Annotated in this window: 17 protein-coding genes and 2 pseudogenes; 2 read left to right on the top strand and 17 right to left on the bottom strand. The window is 70.5% G+C overall.

The genetic code is table 11. The features are described from left to right. The 14 genes and pseudogenes from VFM98_RS09450 to VFM98_RS09385 form a co-directional block, all read right to left on the bottom strand. Positions 1-698, bottom strand: a pseudogene (locus VFM98_RS09450) (ATP-dependent DNA helicase); the annotation flags it as partial. 173 nt (positions 699-871) lie between these two features. Then, positions 872-2,266, bottom strand: a complete 1,395-nt coding sequence (locus VFM98_RS09445) for a M20 family metallopeptidase (protein ID WP_325109669.1) — start codon at positions 2,264-2,266, stop codon at positions 872-874. Continuing rightward, entirely contained in the window at positions 2,263-3,231 is a 969-nt protein-coding gene (locus VFM98_RS09440; RefSeq protein ID WP_325109668.1) for an oligopeptide/dipeptide ABC transporter ATP-binding protein, read from the bottom strand. Before VFM98_RS09440 ends, VFM98_RS09445 begins: the two co-directional genes overlap by 4 nt. Next, entirely contained in the window at positions 3,228-4,223 is a 996-nt protein-coding gene (locus tag VFM98_RS09435; RefSeq protein ID WP_325109667.1) for an ABC transporter ATP-binding protein, read from the bottom strand. The genes VFM98_RS09440 and VFM98_RS09435 overlap by 4 nt, the downstream gene beginning before the upstream one ends. Continuing rightward, positions 4,210-5,115 carry an ABC transporter permease gene (locus VFM98_RS09430; protein WP_325109666.1) on the bottom strand — a complete coding sequence of 302 codons (906 nt, stop codon included), beginning with the start codon at positions 5,113-5,115 and terminating at the stop codon, positions 4,210-4,212. Before VFM98_RS09430 ends, VFM98_RS09435 begins: the two co-directional genes overlap by 14 nt. Beyond that, positions 5,115-6,032, bottom strand: a complete 918-nt coding sequence (locus VFM98_RS09425) for an ABC transporter permease (protein ID WP_325109665.1) — start codon at positions 6,030-6,032, stop codon at positions 5,115-5,117. The genes VFM98_RS09430 and VFM98_RS09425 overlap by 1 nt, the downstream gene beginning before the upstream one ends. 16 nt (positions 6,033-6,048) lie before the next feature. Further along, entirely contained in the window at positions 6,049-7,569 is a 1,521-nt protein-coding gene (locus VFM98_RS09420; RefSeq protein WP_325109664.1) for an ABC transporter substrate-binding protein, read from the bottom strand. Positions 7,570-7,643: 74 nt separating this feature from the next. Beyond that, the gene (locus tag VFM98_RS09415) at positions 7,644-8,288 is read right to left on the bottom strand and encodes a class I SAM-dependent methyltransferase (RefSeq protein WP_325109663.1); all 645 of its coding nucleotides are present in this window, start codon (positions 8,286-8,288) and stop codon (positions 7,644-7,646) included. A gap of 69 nt (positions 8,289-8,357) precedes the next feature. Next, positions 8,358-8,756, bottom strand: coding sequence for an HU family DNA-binding protein (locus VFM98_RS09410; protein ID WP_325109662.1), 399 nt, complete (start codon positions 8,754-8,756; stop codon positions 8,358-8,360). 161 nt (positions 8,757-8,917) lie between these two features. Then, positions 8,918-9,334 carry a DUF4345 domain-containing protein gene (locus VFM98_RS09405; RefSeq protein ID WP_325109661.1) on the bottom strand — a complete coding sequence of 139 codons (417 nt, stop codon included), beginning with the start codon at positions 9,332-9,334 and terminating at the stop codon, positions 8,918-8,920. A gap of 17 nt (positions 9,335-9,351) precedes the next feature. Continuing rightward, positions 9,352-9,642, bottom strand: coding sequence for a hypothetical protein (locus VFM98_RS09400; protein ID WP_325109660.1), 291 nt, complete (start codon positions 9,640-9,642; stop codon positions 9,352-9,354). 90 nt (positions 9,643-9,732) lie between these two features. After that, positions 9,733-10,092, bottom strand: coding sequence for a DUF4148 domain-containing protein (locus tag VFM98_RS09395; protein WP_325109659.1), 360 nt, complete (start codon positions 10,090-10,092; stop codon positions 9,733-9,735). A 133-nt stretch (positions 10,093-10,225) separates the two neighbouring features. After that, a complete protein-coding gene (locus VFM98_RS09390) occupies positions 10,226-11,575 on the bottom strand; it encodes a sensor histidine kinase (protein ID WP_325109658.1) in 1,350 nt (449 codons plus the stop codon). Then, complete coding sequence (locus VFM98_RS09385) at positions 11,572-12,267, bottom strand: response regulator transcription factor (RefSeq protein ID WP_325109657.1); 696 nt, start codon at positions 12,265-12,267, stop codon at positions 11,572-11,574. The genes VFM98_RS09390 and VFM98_RS09385 overlap by 4 nt, the downstream gene beginning before the upstream one ends. Positions 12,268-12,385: 118 nt before the next feature. On the opposite strand from VFM98_RS09385, the gene VFM98_RS09380 reads away from it, so the two are divergent. Next, positions 12,386-12,925, top strand: a complete 540-nt coding sequence (locus tag VFM98_RS09380; RefSeq protein WP_325109656.1) for a DUF488 domain-containing protein — start codon at positions 12,386-12,388, stop codon at positions 12,923-12,925. On the opposite strand, the gene VFM98_RS09375 is transcribed toward VFM98_RS09380, so the two are convergent. The 3 genes from VFM98_RS09375 to VFM98_RS09365 form a co-directional block, all read right to left on the bottom strand. Further along, entirely contained in the window at positions 12,879-13,853 is a 975-nt protein-coding gene (locus VFM98_RS09375; RefSeq protein ID WP_325109655.1) for a nitronate monooxygenase, read from the bottom strand. The two genes, VFM98_RS09380 and VFM98_RS09375, sit on opposite strands and share 47 nt — an antisense overlap. Before the next feature lie 46 nt (positions 13,854-13,899). Further along, on the bottom strand, positions 13,900-14,379 hold the full coding sequence (locus tag VFM98_RS09370; protein WP_325109670.1) for a VOC family protein: 480 nt from the start codon (positions 14,377-14,379) through the stop codon (positions 13,900-13,902). A 72-nt stretch (positions 14,380-14,451) separates the two neighbouring features. Then, positions 14,452-15,342: a pyridoxamine 5'-phosphate oxidase family protein gene (locus tag VFM98_RS09365; RefSeq protein ID WP_325109654.1), complete on the bottom strand. Its 891-nt coding sequence runs from the start codon at positions 15,340-15,342 to the stop codon at positions 14,452-14,454. A 185-nt stretch (positions 15,343-15,527) separates the two neighbouring features. Between VFM98_RS09365 and VFM98_RS09360 the strand changes: the two are divergent. Next, positions 15,528-16,043, top strand: a pseudogene (locus VFM98_RS09360) (hypothetical protein); the annotation flags it as partial.

Raw genomic sequence — 16,043 nt, 5'->3', positions numbered from 1 at the left:
TTGTCGAGCCCGTGCGGCGCCACCGCCTTCAGCATCGAGAACAAGGTGCCGACCGTCTTGCCGATGCCGGTGGGCGCTTGGGCCAGCACGCAACGGCCGCTGGCCGCCCCCTTGTAGACCGCTTCGGCCAGTTCGCGCTGGCCGGTGCGGAAGGCGGGATGCGGGAACGCGAGTTCAGAGAGGAAGCGGTCGCGCTCGCTGCGGTGTGCGAGTTCCTGCTGCGCCCAGGTCAGGAAGTCGGCGCAGCAGGCTTCGAAGAAGGCGCGCAGCCCTTCGGCCGAATGCGTTTCGACGAACACCGTCTCCTGCTGCGTCCCCAGGTCGAAATAGACCAGCGCCAGGTTGACCGCGCCCAGCCCACGCGCCTGGCAGAACAGCCAGCCGTAGACCTTGGCCTGGGCCCAGTGCAGGGCGCGCTGGTTGGGGCGCTGGCGGGCCAGGTCGCCGCGATGGGTCTTGATCTCCTCCAGCCGCTGCAGTGCGGGGTCGTAGCCGTCGGCGCGGCCGCGCACGGCCAGCGCGCCGAACTCCCCGCGCAGGGCGATTTCCGTCTCGTAGCCCGGCCCGCGCCGGCCGGCCACCAGCTGGTGGCCGGCGATGCCCTCCTGCGCGCTCGGCGTCGGCGTGAACCGCAGGTCCAGGTCGCCCCGCTTGGCGGTGAACTCGCACAGGGTGCGAACGGCGACGGTGTACTGCATCGGGGAGATGCTAGTCGATGCGGGGATGGGCCCGGAGGCAGCGGCTCCTCGGACCCGCACGCTGCAGGATCAGCCCGGGACTGTCCGTCTCCGGAAGTAAAGGCGGAGGCACTGGCTTCAGCCAGTGCCGGGGGACATGGAGTGAGACGGACAGTTCCGGGCTGATCCGGCCGTCAGCGCGCCGCTGGCGTGTCCCCCGACCCGAGATCCCAATACAACCCCGTCATCGCCTCCAGCCCCTCGCGCAGCAGCGCCGGCGGCAGGTGCTCGTTGGGCGCGTGCTGCGAGCAGCCGGCGTAGGAGTGCGGGACCCAGATCGTGCGCAGCCCCAGCACATCGGTGAAGATGTCGTTCGGCAGCGACCCACCCAGGTTCGGCAGCACCGCGGGCTTCTTGCCCGTGGTGCGCGCCAGCGAAGCCACGGCCCATTGGACCCAGGCATCGTCCGGGTCGATGCGGGTGGCGTGGAAGTAGGTCTCCCGCGTGGTGGCGATCTGCACCATGCCGAAGCCGTGCCGGTCCAGGTGGCGCCGCAGCGCCGGCAGGATCTGCTCGGGATCGACCCCGACCACGAAGCGCAGCTGGCAGCGCGCCCACGCACGCGGCGGGATCGCGTTCACCGGCGTCTCCGGATTGCCGGTCTTGAACGCCAGCACCTCGAAGCTGCACCAGCCGTAGACGCGCTCGGCCGGCGTCAGCCCCGGCTCGCCCCACCACGGCTCGATCTGCGGCCCGTCCTCGCCGCCGTCGACCTCGCAGTCGGCCAGCACGCGCCGCACCGACGCGGGCAGCTCCGCCGGCACCCACTCGGGGATGCGGATCTGGCCGGTGGGCGAGGTGATGCTGGCGAGGGCATGCGCGAGCTGGATGCCGGGATTGGAGATCAGCCCGCCCCAGTTGCCCGAATGGTGGCCGCCGGCGCGCGCCTCGATCGTGAGGTCGAAGTTCATGCTGCCGCGCGAACCGAGGAACACGGTGGGCCGCTCGGCGCGCAGCCGCGGCCCGTCGGAGGCGACCAGCAGGTCGGCCGCCAGCGCATCGCGCTGCTCGGCGCACAGCTCGCGCAGCCCCGGCGAGCCGGTCTCCTCGCCCATCTCCACCAGGAACTTCGCGTTGAAGCCGAGGGCCCCGCGGGTGGCGATCACGTGCCGCATCGCCTCCATGTTGACGGTGTGCTGGCCCTTGTTGTCGGCGATGCCGCGGCCGTACCAGCGGCCGTCGCGCTCGGTCAGGGCCCAGGGCGACAGGCCCTCGTGCCATTCGCGTTCCAGCCCGCGGATCACGTCGCCGTGGCCGTAGCCGAACACGGTGGGCGCAGCGGGCGACTCGATGCGTTCGGCCAGCAGGAAGGGCGCCTTCGCCTTCGGATGTTCCAGGATGCGGCAGGCGAAGCCCATGGACGTGAAGGACGGCCCGATCTCCTGCTCGAGGTACTGGCGCAGCACCGGGCCACGTTCGGGGTTCTGGCTTTCGGTCGGCAACGCGACGCGGCGCTCCAGGGTGGCGCGGAACTCGCCGCGGTCGAAGCTGCTGCGGGCGCGCTCGAGGGCGGCATCACGGCTTTTCATCGGAGGGCTTCCTGGGAAGGGAACAAGTGGCAGGCGACCCGCGCCGCCCCGGTGTCGACCAGCACCGGCTGGGCGCTGTCGCAGCCGGCGAAGCAGTGCGGGCAGCGCGGGTGGAAGGCGCAGCCGGCCGGAGGATGGAGCGGGTCGGGAAACGCGAGGCCGAGCCCGGTGTCGGGAATGCCCCGCCCCGGGTCGGGCGTCAGCACCGAGGCGAGCAGCGCCTGCGTGTAGGGATGGCGTGGCTGCGCGAACAGCGTGCGCGTGTCGGCGAATTCGACCACCCGGCCGAGGTACATCACCGCGACCTGGGTCGCGATGTGTTCCACCACCGCGAGGTTGTGGCTGATGAAGACATACGTCAGGTCGAACGCCTCGCGCAGGTCCAGCAGGAGGTTGAGGATCTGCGCCTGCACGGAAACATCGAGCGCGGAGGTCGGCTCGTCGCAGACCACGATCTCGGGCTTCATCACCAAGGCGCGTGCGATCGCCACCCGCTGGCGCTGGCCGCCCGAGAGCTGCCCCGGCGTGAGGTCCGCGTAGCGGGCCGGCAGGCCTACCCGCTCCAATATCTCGAGCGCCTGCGCGCGCCGCTGCGCCTTGGTCCCGATCTCGTGCACCTCCAGCGGGAAGGCCACGATGGAAGCCACGGTGCGGCGCGGGTTGAGCGAGGAATACGGATCCTGGAACACCGGCTGGATGCGCCGCGCGACGGCGCGCCGGTCCAGCCGCGCGATGTCCTGGCCGTCGAGGAAGATGCTGCCGGCGGTGGGCGGCGTCAGCCCGAGCAGCATGCGCGCAAGCGTCGACTTGCCGCAGCCGGATTCGCCCACGATGCCCAGCACGCCGCCGCGTTCCACGCCGAAGTCGACGCCGTTGACGGCATGCAGCAGTTGCCGTGGCCGGAACGGCCCCGCGCTCACGCTGAACGTGCGTTGCAGGCCTTGGGCACGCAGCAGCGCGTTCATGCCGTGGCCTCCTCGGTTTCGACCACGCAGCGCCAGCGCCGTCCCGCGCCGGCGTCGCGCAGGGCGATCGGCTGCAGGCAGGCCGACTGCGCCTGCGGGCAGCGCTCGCGGAAGGCGCAGCCGCGCAGCTCGCCGGCCAGCGAAGGCACCACGCCGGGGATGCTGCCGAGGCGGCTGCCCGGCGCGGTGCGGCCCGGCACGGGAATGCAGGCCAGCAGCCCGCGCGTGTAGGGATGGCGCGCATGGGCGAAGATCTCGGCCGCCGTGCCCTCCTCGACGATCTGGCCCGCGTACATCACCGCCACGCGGTCGGCGATGCGCGCCACCACGCCGAGGTCGTGCGTGATCAGCACCATCGCGATCCCGAGTTCCTTCTGCAGGTCCGCCAGCAGGCGCAGGATCTGCGCCTGGATGGTGACGTCCAGCGCCGTGCTCGGCTCGTCGGCGATTAGCAGCTCCGGCGCGCACATCAGGGCCATCGCGATCATCACGCGCTGGCGCAGGCCGCCGGAGAGCTGGTGCGGATACTGCCGCAGGCGCTCGGCCGCCGAGGCGATGCCCACCTTGTGCAGCAGTTCGACCGCGCGCTCGCGCGCCTGCGCGGCGCTGGTGCCGCGGTGGTGGCGGTAGTGCTCGATCAATTGCTCGCCGATCGTGTAGGCCGGATTGAGCGCCGTCATCGGCTCCTGGAACACCATCGCCATGCGGTCGCCGCGCAGCGCGTTGGCGCGGCGGGGGCCGACGCGCATCAGGTCCTCGCCGAGGAAATCCATCGCCTGCGCGCGCCGCTGTGCCGCGCGCGGCAGCAGGCCCATGATGGCGAGCGACGTCATGGACTTGCCGCAGCCCGATTCGCCCACGATGCACAGCGTCTCGCCGCGGCGCACCTGGAAGGACACGTCGCGCACCGGATGCACCAGGCCGGAGGCGCCTCGGATGTCCACGTGCAGCCCGCGCACGTCCAGCACCACGGGCGATTCAACTGCGCTCATGGGGCATGAACACCTGGTGCAGGCCGTCGCCGGCGAGATTGATCGCGAAGATCAGCAGCGCCAGCGCGGCGCCGGGGATCGCGATCAGCCAGAAGGAGAAGAACATGTAGGCCTTGGCTTCCGAGATCATCAGGCCCCACGAGGGCAGCGGCGGCTGCACCCCCAGGCCCAGGAAGGACAGCGAGGCTTCGAGCAGGATCGCGCTCGCCGCTTCCAGCGAGGCCACCACGATCAGGTGCGGCAGCACGTTGGGCAGCACCTCGCCGGCGATGATGCGCGCCGTCGAGGCCCCCGCGGCCTGCGCCGCCGCCACGTATTCGAGCGAGCGCACCTGCTGCGTCGCGCTGCGCATCACCACGGCGAAGCGGTCCCATTTCAGCAGCCCCAGCACCAGGATCACCACCCACAGCGAGCCGCCGACCAGTGCGACGGTGGCCAGCGCCACCAGGATCACGGGCATCGCGAGGCGCGTCGTGACGACGAAGGACACCAGCATGTCCATGCGGCCGCCGAAGTAGCCGGCCAGCAATCCCAGCGTGGTGCCGATCAGGCCGGAGATCACGGCGACGCTGGCGCCGATCAGCAGCGAGATGCGGGCGCCGTAGATCAGGCGCGAGAGGTAGTCGCGCCCGAGCTGGTCGGTGCCCAGCGGGTGCGCCCACGTGCCTTGGGCATACCAGACCGGCGGCACCGTGCGGTTGGCGAGGTCCTGCACATAGGGATCGTAGGGCGCGAACAGCGGCGCGAAAATCGCGAGCAGCACGATGGCCAGCAGGATGCCGCCGCCGGCCACGAGCGCCTTGCTGGCCAGCAGCCGTCGCAGCCCCGAAGGCGGGGCCGGCGCGATCTCGATGGCGGCCAGTTCGGCCAGGGCGGGCAGCTGCGCCGACATCACGCCACCCGGATGCGCGGATCGAGCCACGCGTTGGCCACGTCGGCCGCCAGCGTCAGCACCACGTAGATCACCGACAGCAGCAGCACGATCACCTGCATCACCGGGAAATCCTTGTTGCTGATGCTCTGGTAGGCGAGGTAGCCCAGGCCGTCGAGCGCGAAGATCGTCTCCACCACCACCGAGCCCCCGAGCAGGAAGCCGAGCTGCACCGCGGCGAGTGCCACCACCGGCACGATCGCGTTGCGCAGCGCGTGCTTGAAGATCACGGTCGTCGGCGGCAGGCCCTTGGCGCGGGCGGTGCGGATGTAGTCGGCATCCAGCACCTCGATCATGCCGGCGCGGATCAGGCGCATGAAGGCCGGCGCCGCGTAGTAGCCGAGCGCCAGCGCCGGCATCACGAAGTGCTGCCAGGTGCCGCTGCCCGAGACCGGCAGCACGCGCCACGTGATCGAGAACAGCATGATCAGCAGCAGCGCGAAGAAGAAGTTGGGCAGCGCCTGCCCGAGCACCGCGACCCCGAGGCACAGGCGGTCGATCCAGCCGTGGCGCCAGATCGCGGCCAGCACGCCCAGCGGCACCGAGATCGCGAGCGCTACCGCGAGCGCCGCGGCGCCGAGCACCATGGTCGTCTTCAGCTTGTCGGCCACCAGCGGCGCGACCTCGGTCTTGAAGTACACCGAGGTGCCGAGATCGCCGCGCAGCAGCTTGCCGAGCCAGTCGGCGTACTGCACCGGGATGGGACGGTCGAAGCCGTAGGTCTTGCGCACCATCTCGATGTCCGCCGCCCGCGCGCCCTCGCCCGCCAGCGCCACCGCCGGGTCGCCCGAGACGAACACCAGCAGGTAGGCGAGGAAGGAGACGGTCAGCGCGACGAGGACGGCGAGGCCGAGGCGCCTGGCGATGAAGGGCAGCATCGGCCGCTTTCCGGCATTACTTCCAGCTCATCTCCCAGAAGCGGGGGAGTTCGTCGGAGTAGGGACGGAAGTTCACTTCCTTGGTGGCCACGTAGTACACCGGCAGCGACCACAGCGGCACCGAGTAGGCGTTCTCGGCGATCAGGTTGAGCGCCTTCTTGTAGTAGTCGGTGCGCGCCTTGAGGTCCACGGTGTGGTCACCCTTGTTCAGCAGCTCCGACACCTGCGGGTTGCGCGTCACGTCGTCGGCGCCGCCGCCGTAGTAGACGGGCGTGGAGGCCGAGGTGTCGTTCACCAGGTTGGAGCCCCAGGTCTGGTGCACCAGGGCCGTCTTGTTGCCGCGCACCTGGTCGCGCATGGCGGCGTACTGCATGAAGTTCAGCTTCGCCTTGATGCCCACCGCCTGCAGGTAGTTGATGATCGCCTCGGTCTGGTTGCGCTCGCGGTAGGCGTGGATGTCGAGCTCGAAGCCGTTCGGGTAGCCGGCCTCCGCCAGCAGCTTTTTCGCCAGCGCAGGGTCGTACTTGTAGACCGGCGCGCCCTCGTGCGTGCAGCCCACCTGCGAGGGCGTGCAGATCGTCTGCAGGATCTCGCCGCCGCCGCCCACGATGTTCTTGAGGATCGCCTCGCGGTCGATCGCATGCGCGATCGCCTTGCGCACGCGCGGGTCCTTCAACTGCGGCGCGGGGCCGCCGTCGAGCGTGTTCATCTGCAGGAACACGATGCGCATCGTGTTGCCGCTCACCACCTGCAGGTGCGGCACGGTCTGCAGCTTCTCGGCCTGGTCCTTCGGCACGTGCATGATGAAGTCCTCGCCGCCGGAGAGCACTTCGGCCATCTGCGTCTGGCGGTCGGGGATGAAGCGGATGCGCACCTTGCCGATCTTCGGCTGCGTGCGCGGCGACTCCTTGAAGTAGCCGTCGAACTTCTCCAGCGTGATCGACTTGCCCGGCACGTGCTCCACCACCTTGTAGGGGCCGGAGCCGACCGGCTTGGCGTTCATGCCCTTGGGGCCGACTTCCTTGTAGTACTTGGCCGGATGGATCGCCAGCGTGGTGGCCAGGTAGTCCTTGGCGGCCGGGAACGGCTCCTTGCTGATCACGCGCACCTTGTAGCGGTCGACCTTCTCGACGCGCTGGATCCACTGCACGTTCTGCTGCGTCACGGCCTTGTTGGCGGGGTCGGCGACATAGTTGAGCGTGTACACCACCGAGTCGGCGTCGAAGTCTTCGCCGTTGTGGAACTTGACGCCCTGGCGCAGTTCGAATTCGAGCGTGCGGTCGTCGACCTGCTTCCAGCTCCTGGCCAGCTGCCCCTTGTATTCGTGCGTGACGGGATCGCGATAGAGCAGCGTGTCCCACACGGTGGCGCCCAGGATCACGCCGATGCGCACGTTGTTGAAGTACGGATCGACGCTTTCGGGGGCCTGGTCGTACGCCATGTTGAGCGTATCGGTCTTCTTGCCGGCCCAGGCGGGCGCAGCGGCGACGAGGGCCACGGCCAGGGCTGCCGCGGCGACTTTCAGAATCCTCTTCATGGACGTTCCTGCTCTGGGATGGCCAAAGCAAAAACGATACTCAAACAAGGGGCCGGATCGATTGCATGCTAACCCTAAGGAGCCCGCGCCTGCGCGACATATTCCAGGGCCCAGTAGTACTCCCAGGCGTGATAGCGCAGCTCGCGCGCGAAGCCCTGCGTCCCCGCGCGCAGTTCGGCCTCGTCGGGAAAGTTCTTCAAGACCCGGTGCGTGGAGCCGTCCTGCAGGGTGCGCACCTGGTACGTGTTGCCTTCCGCATCGCGCTCGCTCACCGGCGTGCTGCTGCCTTCGACGTAGAGGTTGTCGAGGAAGACGACGCGGGCGCCGGGCACGAGTGCCGCGTGCAGCCCGGCGAGGAAGGCGGGAATGCGGCTCTTCGGCACGTGCGAGAACCAGAAGCCGGCGAAGGCGGCCTCGAAGCCCTGCGCCTGCGGAGCCAGCGCGTAGGCATCGCCGGCCGCGAACTCGACCTCACCGCCTGGCACGCGCCCGCGCGCGATCTGCAGCGTCTCGGGCGCGGCATCGATCGCCAGAACGCGCGTGGCCACCGGTGCGATGAAGCGCGTCCAGTAGCCCGTGCCGCACGCGATCTCCAGCACCGAGCGGCCCGCGAACAGCGTGGGCAGCCAGGCCTCGATGCGGCGCAGGTCGGCCTGGCGCTCCGGCTTCAGGTAGATGCGGTCGTATTCGGGCGCGCGGGCGGCGTAGTAGTCGTGCATGGCGCGCGCATGCTAAAGAAAAAGCCCGCGCCGATCCAGCGCGGGCTTTTCGTACGGGGCCTTGCAGGCTCAGGCAGCCTTGCGCAGCGCGGGCTTGGCAGCCTTCTTCGCCACCGGCTTCTTCGCCACGGCCTTCTTGGGAGCGGCCTTCTTCGGCGCGGCAGCGGCCTTCTCGGCCTTGCGCTTGGCGAACTTCGCGTCCACCGCGGCCTTGAACGCGGAGCCGGCGGTGAACTTCGGCACCTTGGCGGCGGCGATCTTGATCTTCGTGCCCGCTTGCGGGTTGAAGCCGGTGCGCGCGGCGCGGGCGACCTGCTTGAACGAGCCGAAACCGACCAGCGACACGCTGCCGCCCTTCTTCACGGTGCCGACGATGGCGTCCAGGATCGTGTCCAGCACGCGGCCGGCTTCGGCCTTCGACAGGGCGTGCTTTTCAGCGATGGTTTCAACGAGTTCGATACGGTTCATGTGGTACTTCTCCGGAAATGGCACCTGAGTTGCGCAGGTGGCTGCCCGAGTGGCCAGCAGCGCGAGTGTACTGATCCGTGCGCACGCAGCCGCGGATCGACGCGCACAGGCGCGCGCAGATGTGTGGCCTGCGCCACAACGAGGCCGCGAAGAATCTGTCGTCAGTGGCCGGCGGGCCGCGCCAGCACGGTGCGCAGGCCGCCGGTGTGCGCCACCGCAACCACGATGGGCAGCAGCAGTTCCGGTATCAGGTAGCCGAGCCACAAGGCGGCCGGCTCCGGCAGGCCCACCTGGGCGATCGACACGAGCCGGCCGACGCCGGCCAGGAACACGCCCAGCGCCAGCAGGTACACCAGCGTGCCCTGCTGCCGGATCGTGACTGCAGCCCAGAAGAAGATGAAGCCGGTGGAGAGGTACACGCCGGCCAGGAAGCGATGCACGTTGTCCAGGCGTGGCGTCGTTTCCGGCTGGCCGAGCACCATCTGCAAGGTGCCGCCGCTGATCGCGATCGCGGCAAAGAGGAACAGGCACACCTGCACGATGCGCTGGCGGAGCGGGAGGGGAGACTCGTTGCTCATGCTGGTGCTCCTGGCTGCTACATGCCGGATCCGGAACCGGCTGCCGGCCTGCACTGCCAGGTCTTGGCCTGCAGGCTGCCGACGGCGCTGGCAACTTGCGACGCATCGATCTCGTCCACCCCGCGGCCGCTGCAGAAGGCGACGGCCTGCGCGCGCACGCTGCGTTCGTCGATGAGGCGGGGGTTCCAGAGGATGCGGATGGTCTCGGCGCCGGCGAGCAGGATTTCTTCCTTGCCGCCGCCGCTCACGGGCACGCCGGCGCAGGCCGCGAGGGCGGCGCACAAGGGCAGCAGCGCGATCTTCCGCATAAGGGGGAGCCCTCCCGCGCGCGCATTCTGGCGCGCGGGAGGCGCATGGCGCAAGTGAGGTCTTGCGGCCTGCGCGGGGAGCGAGGGGACTTACTGGGCGTTGACGGGCTGGCCGGCCAGCACCGGCGCGGCAACGCTGCGCGCGCGGGCCGACAGGTAGTTCGAGCCGCTGTCCTCGCCGTTCAGCGCCGCGACCTCGTCGCGCGACTGCAGGTACTCCGCGGTCACGTCGGCGCGCGTGCGGCTGCTCGCGAAGTGCCTGAGCGGGTTGTAGCTGGTGGACCAGGGATTCACGCGCTCGGCCTTGTACTGCTGCAGTTGCGCCTGCACTTCGGCGCGCGTCAGCGTCGGAGCGAAGGGATGCGGATCGATGGTGATGTCGTCGGCGAAAGCCGCGCCGCTGGCGGCGGCGGCAAGGACCAGGAGGGAGGCAGCAACGGAGCGCTTCATGATCGGACCTTTCAGTGCAGTGACGTGGGGTTTTGTTTCCCGGTCGGCTCCGGCTCTCTCTCGCCTGCGCCAACCGTGCACGTACTGTAGGAAAGGGTCCTTAGGCGACTCTGAGCTTTCTCTTAGCTGCGGATTAGGCGAGCGCCTCGACGCGCGCGACGAGGCCGCTGCGGTCGCCGCGATTGCGCAGCGTGAGCGACAGGCCGCAGCGCTGCGCCGCCGCCTGCGCGATCGAGAGGCCCAGGCCGCTGCCTTCGACGCTGGTGCCCGGCACGCGGAAGAAGCGGTCGAACACCCGCGGCAGCAGCTCCTGCGGGATGCCCGGGCCCGTGTCCACCACTTCGACTGCGATGCGTCCCGCCTCGTGCAGCAGCCGCACGTCGACGACGCCCCCCTGCGGCGTGTAGCGCACCGCGTTCTCGATCAGGTTGTCCAGCAGGCTGCGCAGGTCGCCGGGAATGCAGCGCAGCGTGACCGGCCCGCCCGCCGCGGCCGGCCCGACGAAGCCGAGGTCGATGTTGCGCTGGTCGGCCAGGCCGATCAGCGTGTTGATGCTCTCGCGCAGCTGCGCCTGCAGGTCCACGATCGCGACGCCGTCCGCGCCCGCCGCCTCCTGGCGCGACAGCCGCAGCAACTGCTCCACCAGCCGCTGGGCGCGGCGCACGCCCGCTTCCAGCTGCCCGTAGCGGCCGGCCGCCGCGACGCAGTTCACGTCCTGCCGCATGTTCTCCAGCTGCAGCGCGATGGCGGCGATGGGCGTGCGCAGTTCGTGCGCCGCGTCCTGCACGAAGCGGCGCTGCGTCACGAAGGCTTCGCGCAGGCGCCGCAGCAGGCTGTTGAACGAGACCACCAGCGGCGCGATCTCGTGCGGCACGCCGGCCACCGACAGCTCGGAGATGTGGTGCTCGTCCTGCTGCAGCGCCTGGCGCGCGATGTCGCCCAGCGCCGTCGACATCGCGCGCGCCACCACCCACAGCACCAGCAGCGACAAGGGCAGCAGCAGCAGCACCGGCGCGACGGCAGTCCCCGCGCGTTCGGCCGCCAGCTTGTCGCGGAACGAGGCGCTTTGCAGCACCTGCACGCTCTCGCCGTCGGCCCCGGCCGGCAGCGTGTAGACGCGCCAGCGCGTGCCGCCGGCCTCGACGTCGTGGAAGCCGGCCTCGGGCAGCAGCGGCTGCTTCAGCTCCGGATAGGAAGCGGCGCGCAGGTGCCCGTCGGGTCCGTAGACCTGGACCACGTAGGCGCCCCGCTTCAGGACGCGCTCGGCGCTCTGCGCCGCGGAGCGCACGCCCTGGTTGGCCGAGACGGAGGTGGCGAGCTGCTGCATCTGGTCGTCCATGAAGGCATCGACCATGCGCGCGTAGGACCAGTAGGCCGTCGTCGCGGCGCACGCCCCCACGGCCAGGAACAGCGGCACCAGCCACAGCAGCAGCGCGCGCCGCAGCGAGCACAGGCGCCCCGAAGGAAAGACGTTGCACTTCATGCGCTTCTCCCGGCATCGGCTTCTCCCGACGCGGCAGCAGCGGTGACGCGCCACCCCAGCCCGCGCACGTTGCGGATCGCCTCCGGACCGAGCTTGCGGCGCATGCCGTGGATCAGGACGTCCACCGCGTTGCTGCTCACCTCCTCGCCCCAGCCGTAGATGCGATTCTCCAGCTGCTCGCGCGAGAGGATGGCGCCCGGGCGCTCCAGCAGCGCGTGCAGCAGCGCGAACTCGCGCGCCGACAGCTGCGAGCGCTCGCCCTGCACCATCACCTCGCGCGTGGTCAGGTCCAGCTGCACGGTGTCGCTGCCGATCACCGAATGCGCGGCGCCGTCGCGGCGGCGGATCACCGCGCGCATGCGCGCCAGCAACTCGCGGAATTCATAGGGCTTGACCAGGTAGTCGTCGGCGCCGATGTCCAGGCCCTCCACGCGGTCGTCCACGCCGTCGCGGGCGGTGAGCACCAGCACGGGCGTGGTGTCGCCGCGCCCGCGCGCGTGGCGCAGCACCTCGACGCCGTCGCGCTTGGGCAGGCCCAGGTCGAGCAGCACGCACGCGTAGTCCCCGTCCGCCCAGGCGCTTTGCGCCAGCAGACCGTCCTTCACCCAGTCGACCGACCAGCCTTGCGAAGACAGCGCTTCCTTCAGGCTCCGGCCGATCATCTCGTCGTCTTCGACCAGCAGCACTCGCATGTTCGCCACTCCCGCCGCGCACACTAGCACCGCAATCTTAGTTGTGCATTAGCCACCCGGCGAATCAGCCCCGGCCGGCACGGCAACTGCTATCTTGGACTCTTTGCATCCACCGGCCATGCCGCCGCCCGCCACCATCTGGACCATCGGCCATTCCACCCGCAGCGCGGAGGAGTTCCTGTCCGTGCTCGAAACGCACGGCATCGAGCTGGTGGCGGACGTGCGCCGCTTCCCGGGCTCGCGCCGGCACCCGCAGTTCGGCAGCGAAGCCCTGGCCGGGACGCTCGCGGCCAAGGGCATCGGCTATGCGTGGCTCGCCCAGCTGGGCGGCCGGCGCCGGGGCGAATCCGGCCCCGCGCAGGAGGGCTGGCGCAACCCGTCATTCCGCGCCTATGCGGCGTACACCTGGAGCGAGGAATTCGCCCAGGGCCTCGAGGAACTGCTGCACATCGCGGCGGGCGCGCGCACCACGCTCATGTGCTCGGAGCTGCTCTGGTGGCGCTGCCACCGGGCACTGATCTCCGACGTGCTGCGCTTCCTTGGCGTGGAGGTGATCCACCTCGTCGACGCAGGAGCGGGCACGGTGCATCCCTACACCTCGCCCGCGCGCATCATCGAAGGCGAGCTGCGCTATCCAGCCGCTCCCGCGCCTGGCTGACCATGCGCTCGATGATCTGCGCGGCCGGCTCGATGGCGTGGATCAGGCCGGCGGCTTCGCCGAACCACACGGCGGTCTGCTCGGCGTCGCCCGCTTCCGCGGCCTGGCGGTAGCGCGGGCCCTCGACGGCCGCTGCCTCGGCCAGCGCCGCCTCGCGGCCATGCCACTTTGCGGTGAACGCATTGCGGCGGATGCGCGCAGTGAAGCCTTCCGGCCAGGGCAGCTGGCGCACGATGTCGGGAATGCGCGTGCGCAGCGTGCCGTCGCCGTCGGTGGCGAGCAGCGCGCGCTGGTGGCCTTCCTTCACCAGCGCCTCGTGCGAGGCCCACAGCCGCGTGCCGACCAGCACGCCGTCGGCGCCCAGCATCAGGGCCGCCGCCAGGCTGCGGCCATCGGCGACGCCGCCGGCGGCGAGCAGCAGCGTCTCGGGCGCGTGCGCGGCGAGTTCGTCCGCCACCTCGGGCACCAGGGTGAAGGTGGCGCGCAGCGCGCCATGGCCGCCCGCCTCCGTCCCCTGCGCCACGATCACGTCGGCCTTCGCCGCGATGGCATCGCGCACGTGCGCCAGGCTCTGGCACTGGCAGATCAAGGCCGCGCCGGCCGCGCGCACCTCCTCGGCGAAGGGCCGCGGATCGCCGAAGGACAGCATCACGGCCGCGGGGCGGTGGCGCAGCACCGCGGTGAGCAGCGAGGGTGTCCTGGCCAGCGACCAGGTGATGAAGCCGACGCCGACCCGCTCGCCCTGCGCCAGCGTGAACTGCTGCGCCAGCCAGTCCGCATCGCCATAGCCGCCGCCGATCAGCCCGAGCCCGCCCGCGCGCGTGACCGCCGCGGCGAGCGCACCGCCGGCCGCGAAGGCCATGGGCGCGGAGACGACGGGACAGCGCAGGTCGAGGCGGCGGGTCAGGCGGGTGGTGAGTTCGGGCATGCGGTCTTGGGCAGGTGAGTGGAACAAGCTGGATGTGGAACGCGCGTCAGCCGCGCCGGGCCTTCTCGATCTTCGCGATGTCGATCTTGCCCATCTCCATCATGGCCTGGAACGCGCGCTGGGCCGCGGCAGGATCGGGATCCTCGATCGCTTCGACGAGGGCGCGCGGCGTGATCTGCCAGGACAGGCCCCACTTGTCCTTGCACCAGCCGCAGGCGCTTTCCTGGCCGCCGTTGTCGACGATCGCGCTCCAGAGGCGGTCGGTCTCGGCCTGGTCGTCGGTGGCGACCTGGAAGGAGAAGGCCTCGCTGTGCTTGAAGGCCGGGCCGCCGTTGAGGCCGAGACAGGGAATGCCCATCACGGTGAATTCCACCGTCAGGATGTCGCCTTGCTTGCCGGACGGGTAGTCGCCGGGCGCGCGATGCACGGCATGCACCGCGCTGTCCGGAAAGGTGGAGGCATAGAACTGCGCGGCCTCCAGGGCCGTGCCGTCATACCAGAGACAGATCGTGTTCTTGCTCATCATCATCTCGGTGACCTCCACGCGATGGAAAGCTGCCGATGGTAGCGGCGCACTGCTTGCGGCCGCGGGATGCCCTTAGGGTGGAGCCGCCATTTCGCGCCACTGCAAGGGCAGGCCTCCCCTTGCCAAGGAAGCCGACTGCACGTGCAGCACCAGCAGGCGCGCTTCCCCCTGCCAGGCCACTTCGCCGCGCGCGGCGAGCCACAGGCGGTCTCCGCGCGCGAAGTCGAGGAACAGCAGGCCGCAGCGCGGCTCGAGCTGCAGGTTGCCGAGCGTGTTGAAGAAGCCGTTGCCAGGGATGTCGGGCACCACCAGCGTCGCGCCGTCGGCCACCTGCACGAAGCCCGCCGGCCCGCCGCGATGCGAGACGTCGATGCCCTGCGAGGGCTCGCGCGCCGAGGCCGCGTCGGGATGGGCCGTCGCGATGAAGAAGGTGTCGGCGGCGCGGAGGATCGCCAGGGCCCGTTCGTCGAGGCGGGCCAGCTGCGACACGGTGGCCCCGTCCTGCGCCGCAGCGAAGCTGGCCAGGCGCGGATGGATGTGCCGCGGACAGTTGCCGAAGCTCTGGCCGACGCGCACGTCGAAGCCGCCGGCGTGCACCCCCTCGACCCAGCCGTTGAGCCGGTTGCGGCGCCCCGTATGCGCCTGCAGCCCGAGCAGGCCGATCGGCGCGCCGGCTTGCAGGGGCGTGGGCAGGCCCTCGCTCCACGCGGGGGCCACGCGCAGGCAGTGCGGATCGGGCGAGGAGGCGAAGCCCGGTTCTCCGGCGAGCAGCGCGGCCCGCGGCTGGCCGTCGGCCTCCAGCGTCGCAGCGAACAGCAGCGGCAGCTCGGCGAAGAAATCGCGATGCTGCTGCGGCATGTGGTCCCGCAGCAGCCGCCGGCCGGCTTCCTCCATGCGCTGCGCGACGCCGGCGCGCGCCTGCAGCAGCAGTTCTCCCTCGTGCCAAGCGACCGGGCTGCTCACGGATGCCCTCCTGCGATGCTGGGATGGATCGATGCTAGCCATGCGGGCTGCACCCTGCCCGCGCCGGCGCGACCGCCCCTTGCCCGTCAGGGTCAGGGCCGAAGCGTCGGCCTCGTCCTACTGCGCGCTGCTGCTCCCGAGAGACCGGATGCGCGAGCGCGGCCGCTTAAGCTGCAGCTTCACCCATGGCCCCGCAGTCCCAGACCATGACCACCACGCTAAGCTTCAAGGACCCGTTCCCGCTTCGCCGCAGCCTGGCCGCGGCCTGCATCAGCCTGGCCGCGCTGGCGTCCGCTGCCGCCCTCGCGGCGCCGACTGCGCCGCCACCCGGCCCGCTAGCCGAGTTCGGCAGCACGCAGGTTTCCCCCGCCGTGCGCGAGGTGGCGAACTGGGCCTTCTACACGCACGACAACCATGGCCGCGCGGTCGTGATCCTGGACAAGCACGCCGCGATGGTCTACGCCTTCTCGCCCAAGGGCCGCTTGCTGGCGAGCGCCCCCGTGCTGCTGGGCCTGGCGGTGGGCGACGACACGCCGCCTGGCGTCGGCGACAAGCCGCTCTCGGAGATCCCCGAGGACCAGCGCACGACGCCTGCGGGCCGCTTCGTCGCGCATGTGGGAGAAGACGACAGCGGCGTCGACGTGGTCTGGATCGACTACGACGCGGCCGTGGCGATGCACCGCGTCATCACCACCTTCCCC

This window comes from Ramlibacter sp. (genome assembly GCF_035706265.1).
Taxonomy (GTDB): Bacteria; Pseudomonadota; Gammaproteobacteria; order Burkholderiales; family Burkholderiaceae_C; genus Ramlibacter.
The sequence above is the reverse complement of the archived record's forward strand: the minus strand, read 5'-3'. Positions and strand labels throughout refer to the sequence as shown.

Coding starts and splice junctions, on each gene's coding strand:
- VFM98_RS09415 (WP_325109663.1), bottom strand. CDS start 8,288: ATGCACGACTACTACGCCGCCCGCGCGCCCGAATACGACCGCATCTAC.
- VFM98_RS09435 (WP_325109667.1), bottom strand. CDS start 4,223: ATGAGCGCAGTTGAATCGCCCGTGGTGCTGGACGTGCGCGGGCTGCAC.
- VFM98_RS09405 (WP_325109661.1), bottom strand. CDS start 9,334: ATGAGCAACGAGTCTCCCCTCCCGCTCCGCCAGCGCATCGTGCAGGTG.
- VFM98_RS09430 (WP_325109666.1), bottom strand. CDS start 5,115: ATGTCGGCGCAGCTGCCCGCCCTGGCCGAACTGGCCGCCATCGAGATC.
- VFM98_RS09375 (WP_325109655.1), bottom strand. CDS start 13,853: ATGCCCGAACTCACCACCCGCCTGACCCGCCGCCTCGACCTGCGCTGT.
- VFM98_RS09425 (WP_325109665.1), bottom strand. CDS start 6,032: ATGCTGCCCTTCATCGCCAGGCGCCTCGGCCTCGCCGTCCTCGTCGCG.
- VFM98_RS09420 (WP_325109664.1), bottom strand. CDS start 7,569: ATGAAGAGGATTCTGAAAGTCGCCGCGGCAGCCCTGGCCGTGGCCCTC.
- VFM98_RS09370 (WP_325109670.1), bottom strand. CDS start 14,379: ATGATGAGCAAGAACACGATCTGTCTCTGGTATGACGGCACGGCCCTG.
- VFM98_RS09380 (WP_325109656.1), top strand. CDS start 12,386: ATGCCGCCGCCCGCCACCATCTGGACCATCGGCCATTCCACCCGCAGC.
- VFM98_RS09390 (WP_325109658.1), bottom strand. CDS start 11,575: ATGAAGTGCAACGTCTTTCCTTCGGGGCGCCTGTGCTCGCTGCGGCGC.
- VFM98_RS09410 (WP_325109662.1), bottom strand. CDS start 8,756: ATGAACCGTATCGAACTCGTTGAAACCATCGCTGAAAAGCACGCCCTG.
- VFM98_RS09400 (WP_325109660.1), bottom strand. CDS start 9,642: ATGCGGAAGATCGCGCTGCTGCCCTTGTGCGCCGCCCTCGCGGCCTGC.
- VFM98_RS09395 (WP_325109659.1), bottom strand. CDS start 10,092: ATGAAGCGCTCCGTTGCTGCCTCCCTCCTGGTCCTTGCCGCCGCCGCC.
- VFM98_RS09445 (WP_325109669.1), bottom strand. CDS start 2,266: ATGAAAAGCCGTGATGCCGCCCTCGAGCGCGCCCGCAGCAGCTTCGAC.
- VFM98_RS09440 (WP_325109668.1), bottom strand. CDS start 3,231: ATGAACGCGCTGCTGCGTGCCCAAGGCCTGCAACGCACGTTCAGCGTG.
- VFM98_RS09385 (WP_325109657.1), bottom strand. CDS start 12,267: ATGCGAGTGCTGCTGGTCGAAGACGACGAGATGATCGGCCGGAGCCTG.